Source organism: Streptomyces sp. NPDC030893, from assembly GCF_055571535.1.
Window position 1 is genome coordinate 1 of record NZ_JBVIFC010000030.1, and the last position, 14,654, is coordinate 14,654.

12 protein-coding genes are annotated in these 14,654 nt (G+C 72.9%); 7 read left to right on the top strand and 5 right to left on the bottom strand.

Annotated features, from left to right (window positions below; genetic code table 11):
* Positions 1-170: 170 nt before the first annotated feature.
* From ACZ434_RS32090 to ACZ434_RS32110, 5 genes are read right to left on the bottom strand one after another with little or no spacing between them, the layout of a single operon-like run.
* A complete protein-coding gene (locus ACZ434_RS32090) occupies positions 171-1,481 on the bottom strand; it encodes a DUF58 domain-containing protein (protein ID WP_468462143.1) in 1,311 nt (436 codons plus the stop codon).
* Entirely contained in the window at positions 1,481-2,470 is a 990-nt protein-coding gene (locus ACZ434_RS32095) for an AAA family ATPase (RefSeq protein WP_468462188.1), read from the bottom strand. The genes ACZ434_RS32090 and ACZ434_RS32095 overlap by 1 nt, the downstream gene beginning before the upstream one ends.
* Positions 2,470-3,669: a DUF4350 domain-containing protein gene (locus ACZ434_RS32100; RefSeq protein ID WP_468462145.1), complete on the bottom strand. Its 1,200-nt coding sequence runs from the start codon at positions 3,667-3,669 to the stop codon at positions 2,470-2,472. Before ACZ434_RS32100 ends, ACZ434_RS32095 begins: the two co-directional genes overlap by 1 nt.
* Positions 3,666-4,421 carry a DUF4129 domain-containing protein gene (locus ACZ434_RS32105; protein ID WP_468462147.1) on the bottom strand — a complete coding sequence of 252 codons (756 nt, stop codon included), beginning with the start codon at positions 4,419-4,421 and terminating at the stop codon, positions 3,666-3,668. The genes ACZ434_RS32100 and ACZ434_RS32105 overlap by 4 nt, the downstream gene beginning before the upstream one ends.
* A gap of 4 nt (positions 4,422-4,425) precedes the next feature.
* The gene (locus tag ACZ434_RS32110; protein ID WP_468462149.1) at positions 4,426-5,778 is read right to left on the bottom strand and encodes a DUF7847 domain-containing protein; all 1,353 of its coding nucleotides are present in this window, start codon (positions 5,776-5,778) and stop codon (positions 4,426-4,428) included.
* Between the two features lie 140 nt (positions 5,779-5,918).
* Here ACZ434_RS32110 and mtnA point away from each other — a divergent pair, with 140 nt between their 5' ends.
* The 7 genes from mtnA (at position 5,919) to ACZ434_RS32145 (ending at position 14,646) form a co-directional block, all read left to right on the top strand.
* Positions 5,919-7,067: an S-methyl-5-thioribose-1-phosphate isomerase gene (gene mtnA / locus ACZ434_RS32115; RefSeq protein ID WP_468462151.1), complete on the top strand. Its 1,149-nt coding sequence runs from the start codon at positions 5,919-5,921 to the stop codon at positions 7,065-7,067.
* A 4-nt stretch (positions 7,068-7,071) separates the two neighbouring features.
* The gene (gene mtrA, locus ACZ434_RS32120) at positions 7,072-7,761 is read left to right on the top strand and encodes a two-component system response regulator MtrA (protein ID WP_004987303.1); all 690 of its coding nucleotides are present in this window, start codon (positions 7,072-7,074) and stop codon (positions 7,759-7,761) included.
* A 1-nt stretch (position 7,762) separates the two neighbouring features.
* A complete protein-coding gene (gene mtrB, locus ACZ434_RS32125; protein ID WP_468462154.1) occupies positions 7,763-9,859 on the top strand; it encodes an MtrAB system histidine kinase MtrB in 2,097 nt (698 codons plus the stop codon).
* Positions 9,849-11,684 carry an LpqB family beta-propeller domain-containing protein gene (locus ACZ434_RS32130; RefSeq protein ID WP_468462156.1) on the top strand — a complete coding sequence of 612 codons (1,836 nt, stop codon included), beginning with the start codon at positions 9,849-9,851 and terminating at the stop codon, positions 11,682-11,684. The genes mtrB and ACZ434_RS32130 overlap by 11 nt, the downstream gene beginning before the upstream one ends.
* 77 nt (positions 11,685-11,761) lie before the next feature.
* Positions 11,762-12,694 (top strand): ComF family protein, encoded by a 933-nt coding sequence (locus ACZ434_RS32135; RefSeq protein ID WP_468462158.1) that lies wholly within the window; start codon positions 11,762-11,764, stop codon positions 12,692-12,694.
* Positions 12,695-13,005: 311 nt separating this feature from the next.
* Positions 13,006-13,698: a ribosome hibernation-promoting factor, HPF/YfiA family gene (gene hpf / locus ACZ434_RS32140; RefSeq protein WP_468462160.1), complete on the top strand. Its 693-nt coding sequence runs from the start codon at positions 13,006-13,008 to the stop codon at positions 13,696-13,698.
* Between the two features lie 204 nt (positions 13,699-13,902).
* Positions 13,903-14,646 (top strand): response regulator, encoded by a 744-nt coding sequence (locus tag ACZ434_RS32145; protein WP_468462162.1) that lies wholly within the window; start codon positions 13,903-13,905, stop codon positions 14,644-14,646.
* Positions 14,647-14,654 lie beyond the last annotated feature (8 nt).

Sequence of the window (14,654 nt, forward strand, 5' to 3'; positions counted from 1 at the left end):
TGGTACTGCAGGGGGGACCCTGTGGGAGAGTAGGACGCCGCCGAACAAATAGTGAGAAAGCCCCCGTGCCATTCGGCACGGGGGCTTTCTGCGTTCTGCGTCCGCCCACAGGGCCGCGTGCCGGCGCACGCCGATTCCCTGCCCCCTTTTTCGTGGCTCCTCTTCGTGAGTTACAGACGTCCCGCCGACTTCAAGGCCAGATACGCGTCCGCCAGTGCCGGTGCCAGTTCCTCGGGGATCGCGTCCACGACCGTGACACCGTGTCGGCGGAGCTGTTCCGCGGTACGGTCCCGCTCCGCGTGGGCCTGGGCCGCCGCCGCTGCCTCGTAGACGGCGTCGGCGTTCCCACGAGCCGTGGCCATCCTGGCGACGTGCGGATCCGCCACGGAGGCCAGGAGGACGGTGTGACGCTGGGTCAACTGGGCCAGGACCGGCAGCAGACCCTCCTCGATGGGGGCGGCGTCGAGCGTCGTGAGCAGCACGATCAGCGAGCGTCGGGGAGCCGTACGAAGCGCCGTGGCGGTCAGCCCCCGGGAGTCGGTTTCGACGAGCTCGGGTTCGAGCGTGGCCATGGCGTTGACCAGTGACGGAAGCACATCGCCCGCCGTGCGGCCCTGGACGAGGGCGCGCAGGCGGCGGTCGTAGGCGAGAAGGTCGACGCGGTCGCCGGCGCGGGAGGCGAGGGCCGCGAGGAGCAGGGCCGCGTCCATGGAGGCGTCCAGGCGGGGTGCGTCGCCGACCCGGCCCGCGGAGGTGCGGCCGGTGTCGAGGACCAGGAGGATGTGCCGGTCGCGTTCCGGACGCCAGGTGCGTACCGCGACCGCGGACTGGCGGGCCGTGGCGCGCCAGTCGATGGAGCGGGTGTCGTCGCCGGGGACGTAGTCGCGCAGGCTGTCGAACTCGGTCCCCTCGCCACGGGTCAGCACGCTGGTGCGGCCGTCGAGTTCGCGCAGCCGGGCCAGCTTGGACGGCAGGTGCTTGCGGCTGGTGAAGGGCGGCAGGACGCGTACGGTCCACGGCACCTTGTGTGTGCCCTGGCGGGCGAAGAGGCCGAGCGGACCGTAGGAGCGGACGGTGACACGGTCGGCCTGGCGGTCGCCGCGGCGGGTGGGGCGCAGACGGGTGATGACGCGCCGGCGTTCGCCCGGGGGGATCACCAGTCGGTGACGGGACGCCGTCACCTCCGTGCCGGGCTGCCAGCTGCTGGGAGGCCAGGCGTCGCGGATGCGGGCGCGCAGCGGACGGCGGGACGGATTGGTGAGCGTGAGGGTGACGTCCGCGGTGTCGCCCAGACGGACGGACGTGTCGCCGGAGCGGGGCAGGCCGAGGCGGCGTACGGGGGCGGCCAGGGCGTAGTCGCAGGCGCAGGCCACCGCGAGGGGGGCGTTGACGGCGAGGATGCCCGTCCAGCCGGGTTCCCAGATGCCGACGGGGAGGGAGCCGAGAGCCGCCAGGAGGGCGGCGCGTCCGGTGGGGGCCATCAGCGGGGGACGGGGACGTGGGCGAGGATCGCGTTGATGACCGAGTCGGCCGTGACGCCCTCCATCTCGGCCTCCGGGCGCAGCTGCACGCGGTGGCGGAGCGTGGGCAGGGCGAGGGCCTTCACGTCGTCGGGGATGACGTAGTCGCGTCCGGTCAGCCAGGCCCACGCGCGGGCGGTGGCCAGCAGCGCGGTGGCCCCGCGCGGAGAGACCCCGAGGGTGAGGGACGGCGACTCGCGGGTGGCGCGGCAGATGTCGACGACGTAGGCGGTGATCTCGGGGGAGACCGTCGTCTCGGCTACCGCGCGGCGGGCGGCCGCCAGGTCGGCCGCGTTCGCGACGGGGCGTACGCCGGCGGCGCGCAGGTCGCGTGGGTCGAACCCCTCGGAGTGGCGGGTGAGGACGTCGATCTCGTCCTGGCGGGAGGGCAGGGGGATGGTGAGCTTGAGGAGGAACCGGTCGAGCTGGGCCTCGGGCAGGGGGTAGGTGCCCTCGTACTCGACGGGGTTCTGGGTCGCGGCGACCAGGAAGGGGTCGGGGAGGGGCCGGGGGGTGCCGTCGACCGTGACCTGGCGCTCCTCCATGGCCTCCAGGAGGGACGACTGGGTCTTCGGGGGCGTGCGGTTGATCTCGTCCGCGAGGAGCAGGTTGGTGAAGACCGGGCCGGGCTGGAAGGAGAACTCGGCGGTGCGGGCGTCGTAGACCAGGGAGCCGGTGACGTCGCTCGGCATCAGGTCGGGGGTGAACTGGACGCGCTTGGTGTCGAGTTCCAGGGTGGCGGCGAGGGCCCGGACGAGGAGGGTCTTGGCGACGCCCGGAACGCCTTCGAGCAGGACGTGGCCGCGGCAGAGCAGGGCGACGACGAGGCCGGTCACCGCGGGGTCCTGGCCGACCACGGCCTTGGCGATCTCGGCACGCAGGGCCTCCAGGGAGGCCCGGGCGGCGGCCGGGTCCCCGGTGTGCGCGGCGTTGTCAGTGGTCGGGTCCATCATGGACGGCGTACCTCTCTTTCGAGGGCGTCGAGTTGGTCGGCGAGCCGGACGAGTGCGGTGTCGTCGCCCGGGGGCGGGCCGAAGAGGAGTGGGTGCAGGGACTGTGTGTCGCCGCCCTTGAGGTGGGCGGAGAGCGCGGGGAGCAGGGCCTCGGGCGCGTGTGCCTGGGTGGCGGGGATGCCTACGAGGGGGGCGAGGCGGGTGCGGGTGGTGGAGCGAAGAGCCGTGGCGGCGCGGTCGCGGGCGTTCGCCTTGCGGTAGAGGCGGGCGCGGCCTTCGACGGTTTCGGAGGCGCGGATCGCCACGGGGAGTTTCTCGGGGACCAGGGGGCCGAGCCGGCGTGCCCGCCACAGGGCGGCCAGGGCTGCCGCGACGAAGAGTTGCAGGGTGCCCCAGAGCCAGCCGGAGGGCAGCAGGTCGAAGAAGCCGCGCTCGCCCTGTTCGGGGGCGGCGGAGGAGTCGGCGAGCGAGGGGAGGTACCAGACCAGATGAGGGCGGGAGCCGAGGAGCTGGAGGGCGAGCGAGGCGTTGCCGTGCTGGTCCAGGCGGTCGTTGAGGAGGATGTCGGGCGCGCCGAGGACGACGGTGTCACCGTCTCCGGAGGGCGCCGGGAGGCGCAGCAGGGTGGACAGGCGCTGGCTGGGGTAGCACTCGTCGGCGTGGAGGTGGGTGGTGGTGTAGCGGATGCCGCCGGTGTCGGCGGTGCCCGCGCGGCGGGCGGCGGGCAGTTGACAGTCGGGGGCGAGGGTGGAGTCCAGGCTGGTGGCGGGGTCGGCGGTGACGCCGGGGGCGAGGCGCTCCACGGAGGCGCTGCCCGCGGCGACCAGCACGGTGCGGCCGCCCGCCTGGACGAAGGCGGCGTGCAGCCGTGTCTGCTGGCTGGGGGTCAGCAGGTCGGGCACGGCGACCAGGAGGGTGGTGTCGGGGCCGGCCGCGTCGGCGGCCTCGCCGAGGGTGCTGACGACGCGGGTGTCCACGCCGCGGTCGGCCAGGAGTTCGGCGACGGCGCGGCTGCCGTAGGGGTCCGCCGAGCGCGGGTCGAGTTCGCCGTGGCGGGCGTCGGAGCGGATCACGGCGATCGCGACGGCCGCCGTGAGCAGCAGCACCAGCGCGAGGGCGATGCCGCGCGTGCGGGTCCACACCTGGCGGGCGGTGGGCGAGGCCGAGGTGGACGGGCGCGTGACCTCGGTCGTCATCCGGCGGCTCCCTGGCGGGTGTCGGTGTCCGTGCTCCGGGTGCTGCCGCCGCTCGCCGGCTGTGGCGTGGTGCGTTCCAGGTCGCGGTCGAGTTCGGCGATCTGCCGGTACGCCTGCTGTGTCGCGGTCCTGCCGCCGTACGTGACGTCGTCGAAGGCGCGGGCGGCGGTGTGCAGGCGGTCGGTGTGGGCGGGCAGGGCGCGGCCGGCTTCCGCGGCGGCCTCGTCGGCGGTGCGGCCGGGGTGGACGTCGAGCAGGGCGCGTTCCTCCAGGGCGCGGACGAGGGCCCGCATGCGTTCCCGCACGGCCTGGTTCCAGTGGCCCTGGGCGGCGTGCGCCTCGGCGGCCGCGCGGTGTTCGGCGGCGCTGCGGGGGCGGTCGTCGAACAGGGCGGGTGCGGAGGCCGGGCGGCGGCGCGGGGTGCCCAGGCGCCACCACAGGGCGGCCAGGACGGCGATCACCGCGGCGATGATGACGATCAGGCCGAGTGTGCCGCCGGGGGTCGCGGTGGAGGCGGCGGCGAAGAGTTCGCCGACCCAGTCCCAGAAGGCGTCGAGGGCCCGCTGGAACCAGCTGGGGTCGTTCTCGTGGTACATGGGTTTCGACAGTTCGCGCCGGGCCGCCTCCCGCGCGGGGTCGCGCGGGACGGTGACGGGCGGCTCGTCGTCACCGCGCAGCAGCAGGCGTACGGCGGAGTCGGCGGCCGTGGGCAGCGCCGGTACGGATGTGAGAACTCCCCCCGTGGCGGTCACCGCATCAGCTCCCCGGTGTGGAGCCGGGAGCGTGGTCCCGGACACCCGCGGCGCGGGCCAGTTCGAGGTCGAGGGCCTCGCGGCGGATGCGCTGGTCGACGTAGAGGAGCACGGTGACGCCGGCGGTGATCGGGAAGGTGATCATGGCGCCGATGACCGAGCCGATGCCGCTGACGATGAGGAACGTCCAGCCGATGTCGCCGCCGGCGCTGTTGAGGAAGCCGGTGAGGCCGTCCCCGCTGAGGGCCGAGGCGAGGAAGGTGAAGGGGATGACGATGATCGACGCGACGACGTTCGCGATGATCGTCGCGAGGAGCTGGATGCCGAAGACCCGCCACCAGGAGCCGCGGACCAGTTTGGCGGAGCGGGACATCGCCCTCACGATGCCCTGCTTCTCCAGCATCAGGATGGGCGAGGCCAGGGAGAAGCGGATCATCAGCCAGAGGGCGATCACGCCGGCGCCGATCAGGCCGAGGACGGTGAGGCCGACGCCCACCGCGCTGCCGGCCGCCAGGGACACGAGGAACCCGGGCAGGGCGCCCACGGTGATGACGCCGGCGGTGATGAGCAGCAGCAGACAGATCAGGCCGAACAGTTTGACGACCTGGGGGCGGGCGTCGCGCCAGGCCTCGCCCGTGGTGACGGACCTGCCGAGCACCGCGCGGCTGGTGACGGTGGTGAGCAGGGCGGTGGCGGCGACGGTGCCGACCAGGGTGACCAGGAAGACCACGCCGGAGTTGAGCAGGGCCTCGCCCATGGCGTCGGTCAGTTCGTCGAGGGTGGCGCTGGGGTCGTCGAGGGCCTCGGTGTTCGCGTTGTCCAGGACCAGGCCCTGGAGCAGGACGACGACGACCTCGGTGAGGACGGCGACGGTCAGCGAGATGCCGAGGACCGTGCGCCAGTAGGTGCGCATGGTGGAGACGGCGCCGTCGAGGATCTCGCCGACGCCGAGCGGGCGGAGCGGGATGACGCCGGGCTTGGCCGCGGGCGGGGGGCCTCCCCAGCCGCTGCCCCAGCCGCCGCCTCCCCAGCCGCCGTGACCGCCCGGTCCGCCGTCGTAGCCGCCGGGGGGCGGGGTTCCCCAGCCGGGGCCGGGCGGGGGAGGAGGGGCCTGGCCCGAGTCGGTGGGGCCGGGGCGGCCGGTGGGCGCGGACCACTGGCCGGCCGGCGGCTGGTCCTTGGACCACTTCACGCCCGTGTCCTGCGGTTCCTGCGGGGCCTGGCCGGGCTGCGGGTGCGGGTCGGCGGGCTGCTCGGGGTCCGGGCGGCCGGTGGGCCCGGCAGGTCCGGACGTGCCCGGCTCCTGATCGCCGGACGGGGCGGATCCGGGCGAGGCCCAGCCCGGAGTGTCGTTCATCGTCGCTCCTTCACGGTGCCCGACCGCGGTCGCGGCGGCAGCTTGGCTGCCATCGTGCCATGGGGTGGTCATCGGCGGACCTGCCGAGGTGGGGGCTGTGTACCTTCAATTGTCGGGCCGACAGGGGGCAGACTGGCCGCATGGCTGATCAGTACGCGCACAGCGGCGACAACAAGCGGCCGACCGAGATCCCGGCACTGCGCTGGGAGGAGCCGCCCGAAGGTCCCGTCCTGGTCCTGCTCGACCAGACGAGGCTGCCGGCCGAGGAGGTCGAGCTCGTCTGCACGGACGCGCCGGCGCTGGTGGAGGCGATCCGCTCGCTCGCCGTGCGCGGTGCCCCTCTGCTGGGCATCGCGGGCGCCTACGGCGTCGCGCTCGCGGCCGTACGGGGCTTCGACGTGGACGACGCGGCGGCGGCGCTGGAGGGCGCCCGGCCCACCGCGGTGAACCTCGCCGTCGGGGTAGGGCGGGCGCACTCCGCCCACCGGGCGGTGCTCGCCCGCGGCGGCGACACCCGGCAGGCGGCCGGGGCCGCGCTGGCCGCGGCGCGACAGCTGCACGGGGAGGACGCCGAGGCCAGCGCCCGGATGGCCGGGCACGGGCTGGCGCTCCTCGACGAGCTGCTGCCCGGCGGCGGGCACCGGATCCTCACGCACTGCAACACCGGTTCGCTGGTGTCGGGCGGCGAGGGCACGGCGTTCGCGGTGGCACTGGCGGCGCACCGCGCGGGGCGGCTCAGGCGGCTGTGGGTGGACGAAACGCGTCCGTTGCTGCAAGGTGCTCGCCTGACGGCGTACGAGGCGGCCCGCAGCGGCATGGCGTACACGCTGCTCACCGACAACGCGGCGGGATCGCTGTTCGCGGGGGGCGAGGTGGACGCGGTGCTCGTCGGGGCGGACCGCATCGCGGCCGACGGTTCGGTGGCGAACAAGGTGGGGAGCTATCCGCTCGCGGTGCTCGCGCGGTACCACCATGTGCCGTTCATCGTGGTGGCGCCGGTGACGACGGTGGATCCGGCGACACCGGACGGGGCGTCCATCGAGGTGGAGCAGCGCCCCGGGCATGAGGTGACGGAGGTCGTGGCACCGCAGGTGCCGGTGGCCGGGACGGAAGCGGGAGGGGGGATTCCGGTGGCGCCCCTGGGGACCCAGGCGTACAACCCGGCGTTCGACGTGACGCCGCCGGAGCTGGTGACCGCGATCGTCACCGAGGAAGGTGCTGTTTCGCCCGTGACAACCGAGGCTCTGGCCGAGCTGTGTGCCAGGTCACGCCAGGTAACGATTAGCTAATGGGATGATGTCGTTTATGAAGGGACGAGTCCTTGTCGTCGACGACGACAGCGCACTGGCCGAGATGCTCGGCATCGTGCTGCGCGGTGAAGGTTTTGAGCCGTCTTTCGTAGCCGACGGCGACAAGGCGCTGGCCGCTTTTCGCGAGACCAAACCCGATCTCGTGCTCCTCGACCTGATGCTGCCCGGCCGGGACGGCATCGAGGTGTGCCGCCTGATCAGGGCGGAGTCGGGGGTGCCGATCGTGATGCTCACGGCGAAGAGCGACACCGTCGATGTGGTGGTGGGCCTGGAGTCCGGGGCCGACGACTACATCGTCAAGCCGTTCAAGCCGAAGGAGCTGGTGGCCCGGATCCGGGCGCGGCTGCGCAGGTCGGAGGAGCCGGCACCGGAGCAGCTCGCCATCGGCGATCTGGTGATCGACGTGGCCGGGCACTCCGTGAAGCGGGACGGGCAGTCCATCGCGCTGACGCCGCTGGAGTTCGACCTGCTGGTCGCGCTCGCCCGCAAGCCGTGGCAGGTGTTCACGCGTGAGGTGCTCCTCGAGCAGGTCTGGGGCTACCGTCACGCGGCGGACACCCGGCTGGTGAACGTGCATGTGCAGCGGCTGCGCTCCAAGGTCGAGAAGGACCCGGAGAAGCCGGAGATCGTGGTGACCGTCCGTGGTGTCGGGTACAAGGCAGGACCGAGCTGACATGTCCGGTGACAGTGCCGCTTCGGCGCCCGGCCGGTCCGGGGGCCGTCCGGGGCGGCCTGTCGGCCGGAAGTCGACGGGCTCCCGCTGGGGACGCCTGTTCGAGGGCGGGCTGCTGCAGGGCGGGGTCCAGGGCAGTCCGGTCATCCGGCTGCTCATGCGCTGGGTGCGTCGGCCGCTGCTGCCCGTCATACGGCTGTGGCGGCGCAACATCCAGCTCAAGGTCGTCGTCACGACGCTGCTGATGTCGCTGGGCGTGGTGCTGCTGCTGGGTTTCGTCGTCATCGGCCAGGTGCGCAACGGCCTGCTGGACGCCAAGGTGAAGGCCTCCCAGAGTCAGGCCACCGGCGGTTTCGCGGTGGCCAAACAGCAGGCCGAGGAGGCCGTGAGCGTCACGGGCGACGAGCAGACCGCGACGGACGGCCGGCCCTCACAGAGCGTCATCCAGTGGATGAGCGACCTCGTGGAGTCCCTCTCCAGCGGTGGCCAGGGCGCCTTCGACGTGGTGACCCTGCCCGCGGGCAATGACAGTGGCAGCGGGCGCGGACCGCGCGCCTCCGGCGAGGTCAATCCGACGGCCAGTGTGCCCGCGGAGCTGCGGGAGCGGATCGACGAGAACACGTCGGCGGCTCAGAGCTACACCCGCATCGTCTACGACGCCGGCGGCAAGGAGTCCCAGCCCGGCCTGGTCATCGGCAAGCAGGTCAACGACCCCAACGGCGACCCGTACCAGCTGTACTACCTCTTCCCGCTCACGCAGGAGGAGAAGTCGCTGAGCCTGGTCAAGGGCACCCTGGCGACCGCCGGGCTGTTCGTCGTCGTACTGCTCGGGGCGATCGCCTGGCTCGTCGTGCGCCAGGTCGTCACCCCGGTGCGGATGGCGGCCGGGATCGCCGAGCGGCTGTCGGCCGGGCGGCTCCAGGAACGGATGAAGGTCACCGGCGAGGACGACATCGCGCGGCTCGGCGAGGCCTTCAACAAGATGGCGCAGAACCTTCAGCTGAAGATCAGCCAGCTCGAGGACCTGTCGCGGATGCAGCGCCGCTTCGTGTCGGACGTGTCCCACGAGCTGCGGACGCCGCTGACGACCGTGCGCATGGCGGCGGACGTCATCCACGAGGCGCGCGAGGACTTCGATCCGGTGACCGCGCGGTCGGCCGAGCTGCTCGCCGACCAGCTGGACCGGTTCGAGTCGCTGCTCGCCGACCTGCTCGAGATCAGCCGCTTCGACGCGGGGGCGGCGGCGCTGGAGGCGGAGCCGATAGACCTGCGCGAGGTGGTACGCCGCGTGGTCAGCGGGGCGGAGCCGCTCGCGGATCGCAAGGGCACCCGGATCAGGATCGTCGGAGACCAGCAGCCCGTCGTCGCCGAGGCCGACGCGCGGCGCGTGGAGCGCGTGCTGCGCAACCTGGTCGTCAACGCGGTGGAGCACGGCGAGGGCAGGGACGTCGTGGTCAGGCTGGCCGCGGCCGGCGGTGCGGTGGCGGTGGCGGTGCGCGACTACGGTGTGGGGCTCAAGCCCGGTGAGGCGACCCGGGTCTTCAGCCGCTTCTGGCGGGCCGATCCGGCCCGCGCGCGGACCACCGGCGGTACGGGGCTGGGGCTGTCCATCGCCCTGGAGGACGCGCGGCTGCACGGCGGCTGGCTCCAGGCGTGGGGCGAGGCGGGCGGTGGCTCGCAATTCCGGCTGACGCTGCCCAGGACCGCGGACGAGCCGCTGAGGGGGTCTCCGATACCCCTGGAGCCCAAGGACTCGCGGCGCAACCGCGGGCTGGACGGCGCCGGGCTGCCGCACGGCGGCGGGGACGGCGGGAAGAGCGCGACGGTGCCGGTGCGGCAGCCCGGCGCCGACGGGCCCTCCAGGGAGCCGTTCGCGCTGCCGCCCACGGCCGTGACCGCCACGGCCGACCCCACGGCGCTGCCCGGCAACGGCGCGCGTGTGGTGGCACGGACGGGGAGCACGCGGATGACGCCCGGGGCGCCGGCCGAGGGCGGCGCGCCGCACGGCGGGGACGACGACGTGGCCGCGCGGCGGCCGGCGGAGGGCGCCGGGGAGCCGGACGCGCAGAGGGACGGGGAGGCTTCGCGTGGGCGTTGAGCGCGGTGGACGCGGCCGGGGCACAGCGGTGCGGACGGTGGCGTACGCGACCGGCGGGGTCGTCCTGCTGGCCGGGTGCGCCTCGATGCCCGACAGCGGCGATCTGCGGGGTGTGGAGTCCACACCCCGGCAGGACGCCCAGGTGCGGGTGTTCGCCATGCCGCCGAGTGAGGACGCCACCCCGACCCAGATCGTCCAGGGCTTCCTGGAGGCGCTGACCAGCGACGATCCGTACTACAAGACCGCCCGCCAGTATCTGACGCCCGAGGCGGCGAAGACCTGGCAGCCGGAGCTGTCCACCACCGTGCTGTCGAACGGGCCGGGTGCCCGGGCCGAGCGTCCGGTCGAGGAGGACAGCGGTGCGCTGTCCTACACGCTGACCGGCACCAAGGTCGCGACCGTCGACGCGCAGCAGTCGTACGCGCCCGCCGCCGGGTCCTACGACAAGATCGTGCACCTCACCAAGGACGCGAAGAGCGGCCAGTGGCGCATCGACGCGGTGCCGCAGGGCGTGGTCATGGGCAAGTCGGACTTCCAGCGCAACTACATGTCCGTCAACAAGTACTACTTTGCCTCCAACAACACGGCGACCTCCGGCACGGCGCTGCCGATGGCGGTCGCCGATCCCGTGTACGTGCGCAGGCACGTGGATCCCACGACCAGGATGGTGCGCTCCCTCATCGACGGACCCACGACCTGGCTGGAACCCGTCGTCCGGTCGAGTTTTCCCACCGGGACGGCGCTGCGGAAGGGCGACCCGCTGACACCGGACGAGCGGGGCCGTCTCACCGTGCCGCTCAACGACATCGCCGCCGCGGTCGGCGCCGGCCGGTGCGAGGAGATGGCCGCCCAACTGCTGTTCACGCTGCGCGGCCTGAGCCCCGCGGTGGAAGAGGTGGAGCTGCGGGCCGAGGGCGGGCAGCTGTGCTCGCTCACCCGGGAGGGCGCCGAGACCGTGGCCACCCGGGGCGCGCTGCACCAGCCCGACTATCTGTATTTCGTCGACGGGGAGCGCCGGCTCGCGCGGATCGCGGCGGGCACCGGCGACACCGACCCGGACCCGGTGCCGGGTGCTCTGGGCGAGGGCGCGAAGGCGCTGCGGTCGGTGGCGGTCGCACGGGACGAGCGCAGTGCGGCCGGGGTCTCCCTCGACGGCAAGTCGCTGTACGTCACCTCGCTGGTGTCGGGCAGTTCCCTCGGCGAGCCCGTGCTGGGCAGCCGGGGCAAGACCGAGGACGACCGGCTGACCACGCCCAGCTGGGACGCGCAGGGCGGCCTGTGGGTGGCCGACCGCGACCCCGGCAACCCGCGGCTGTACCTGCTGGAGAAGGGCGGCGGCGAGCCGCTGGAGGTGCGCACCCCGGGGCTGGAGGGCCGGGTGCGGGCGGTCCGGGTGGCCGCCGACGGCGTGCGGATCGCGCTCGTGGTGGAGGACGGCGACCGGCGTTCCCTGCTGGTCGGGCGGATCGAACGGAGCACCGCGGACGACCGCACGGGTGAGCGTCCCGTGGTCACCGTGCTGGAGCTGCGCTCGGCGACGCCCGAGCTGGAGCAGGTCACGGCCATGTCCTGGGCCGGGGACAGCCGGCTCGTGGTGGTCGGACGCGAGGAAGGGGGCGTGGAGCAGATGAAGTTCGTCGAGGTCGACGGCTCCACGCCGGATGTGACGCCGCCCGCCGCCCTGACCGGCGTCAAGGCCGTCACCGCCTCCGGGGACGAGCTGGCACCGCTGGTCGCGTACTCCGTGGACGGGATCGTACGGCTGCCCTCGGGCGCCCAGTGGCAGAAGGTGACGGAGGGAACGGCGCCCGTCTATCCGGGGTGACCCGTGCCCGTACAGAGCCGGTGCGGGAGTTTTCCACAGGGGTGGCCGGTCGGGGCGGCGGCCTGCACAGTGGACCCATGCGGGACTGGTGGCAGGACCTCACCGACCTGGTGCTCCCGGCCGAGTGCGGCGGCTGCGGCAGGCCTCGTACGGTGTTGTGCGCCGCGTGCCGTACGGCGTTGAGCGGGGCGCCGCCGCGCAGGGTGCGGCCGGCGCCGGAACCGGCCGGGCTGCCGCCGGTGCACGCGGCGGCGCGGTACGAGGACGAGGTGCGCGCGGCGCTGCTGGCCCACAAGGAACGGGGCGCCCTGGCCCTTTCCCGGCCGCTCGGCGCCGCGCTGGCGGGAGCGGTCCGGTCCGGACTGCGCGTGGCCCGGGCGGATACCCGGGGGGACCCGGAGACGGCGGGCGCCCCGGCGCCGTACGGCGGCTGTGGCGGTCCCGGCGGGCCGGTGCTGCTCGTTCCCGTGCCGTCGGCGCGGCGCGCCGTGCGGGCGCGCGGGCACGATCCCGCCCGGCGGATCGCCTACGCGGCGGCGGGTGAGCTGCGGCGGGCGGGGGTACCCGCCCGGGTGCTTTCCGCGCTGCGTCAACGGCGGGCCGTGGCCGACCAGTCGGGCCTCGGCTCCCGGCAGCGGCTGGCCAATCTCGCGGGGGCCCTGACCGTCGCCCCGGGCTGTGGACGGCTGCTGCGCGGGGGCCGGGTCGTCCTGGTCGACGACCTGATGACGACGGGGGCGTCGCTGGCCGAGGCGGCCCGCGCGGTGCGGGCGGTGCGGACCGGACCGGACGGCGGATCGAGCATTTCGGGGCCCGCGTTCGTGTACCAGGGTGAGACATGGGAAAGGAGAGGAGAACAGCGGAACGGAGCGGATCGGCACGGGAGGCGCCGGCGGCCTCGCCGGCCGTCGGGAACGGCGGTCGCGGATGATGCCGGCGCAGCCGTCGACATGGTGTGCGCCGCGGTTGTCGCGGCGTCGCCGGATGCTTTCGAAATACACCGGAACTGATTGAGAACGTGCGTCGTTGCAGGTTATGAGAGGGGTAATTCACCTGAATGGAGGTACGGCGCGGTAGAGGGTGACGCCATCCGTCCGGGCGAGATATGTTCGGTTGTGAGGGAAAGCCGCAGGCCAGACCTCTCGAATCCGATTGCCGTGCTGCGGGTTTTTTCGTATCACCCGCACCGGTGGACTGGAGATCTCGCTCATGGGGGAGGAGGTGGACGTCACCGAGTCCGAGGCTCCGGACGTCACCGGGGCCTGGTGCAAAAGGGAGACGCTCCGCACCGAGGCGGAGTGATCCGGGAACGGAGTTCTGCGTGGACATCGTCGTCAAGGGCCGCAAGACCGAGGTGCCCGAGCGGTTCCGGAAGCACGTGGCCGAGAAGCTGAACCTGGAGAAGATCCAGAAGCTCGATGGCAAGGTGATCAGCCTCGACGTCGAGGTGTCCAAGGAGCCCAACCCCCGACAGGCCGACCGCTGTGACCGAGTGGAGATCACGCTCCGCTCCCGCGGTCCGGTGATCCGGGCGGAGGCGGCGGCGAGCGACCCGTACGCGGCGCTCGACCTGGCAGCGGAGAAGCTGGACGCCCGGCTGCGCAAGCAGCACGACAAGCGCTTCTCGCGGCGCGGTGCGCGCAGGATCTCGGCCGCCGAGGTCCCCGACCACGTCCCGGGCGTGGCGACGCTCAACGGAGCGGGCGCGAGCGTGGCACGGGAAGAGCCCGAAGCCGTCCCCACCAAGAAGATCGGCTCGCTGGAGGTGCAGGGTGACGGCCCCCTCATCGTCCGCGAGAAGACCCATGTGGCCGCACCCATGACCCTCGACCAGGCGCTCTACGAGATGGAGCTGGTCGGGCACGACTTCTATCTGTTCGTCGACTCCGAGAGCAAGGAACCCAGCGTCGTCTACCGGCGCCACGCCTACGACTACGGCGTGATCCACCTCAGCACCGACACGATGGTCACCGAGACCGGCTCCCCCGAGGCGGGCGGAACGCTCGGCGGCTGACCTGCCGGGTGACAGCACCACCGGTGCCCCTGGTGCGCGCGTGTGCGCCCCCAGGGGCACCGGTGTGCGCCCACTTCACGCACACACCGGCACCCCGGTGTCGGCCGGGCATGGAATCATGGCGGCAGCGGCCCAACCGGTGGGCCGTTGCCTTGGGTTGGCGATGGTCAGGACCACAGGCCACAGCCTTCAGGGGGAGGAACGATGGCGGACAGCTTCGGACCGGTGCGGGACGAGGATGCCGACGGCGTCGTCGGCACGGGCCCGGACACGGACACTCCACGCAAGGAGCCGATCAGAGTCCTTGTGGTGGACGACCACGCGCTGTTCCGCCGCGGACTGGAGATCGTGCTCGCGGCCGAGGAGGACATCCAGGTCGTCGGCGAGGCCGGGGACGGCGCCGAAGCCGTGGAGAAGGCGGCCGACCTGCTGCCGGACATCATCCTGATGGACGTGCGGATGCCCAAGCGCGGCGGGATCGAGGCGTGCACCTCGATCAAGGAGGTCGCCCCCAGCGCGAAGATCATCATGCTGACGATCAGCGACGAGGAAGCCGATCTCTACGACGCCATCAAGGCGGGCGCGACCGGCTATCTCCTCAAGGAGATCTCCACGGACGAGGTGGCCACCGCCATTCGCGCGGTCGCCGACGGGCAGTCGCAGATCAGCCCGTCCATGGCGTCGAAACTGCTCACCGAGTTCAAGTCGATGATCCAGCGGACCGACGAGCGCCGGCTGGTGCCCGCTCCCCGGCTGACCGACCGTGAACTGGAAGTCCTCAAACTCGTGGCCACGGGGATGAACAACCGGGACATCGCCAAGGAACTGTTCATCTCCGAGAACACCGTGAAGAACCACGTGCGCAACATCCTGGAGAAGCTCCAGCTGCACTCCAGGATGGAGGCGGTGGTCTACGCGATGCGGGAGAAGATCCTCGAGATCCGCTGATCGCGGGA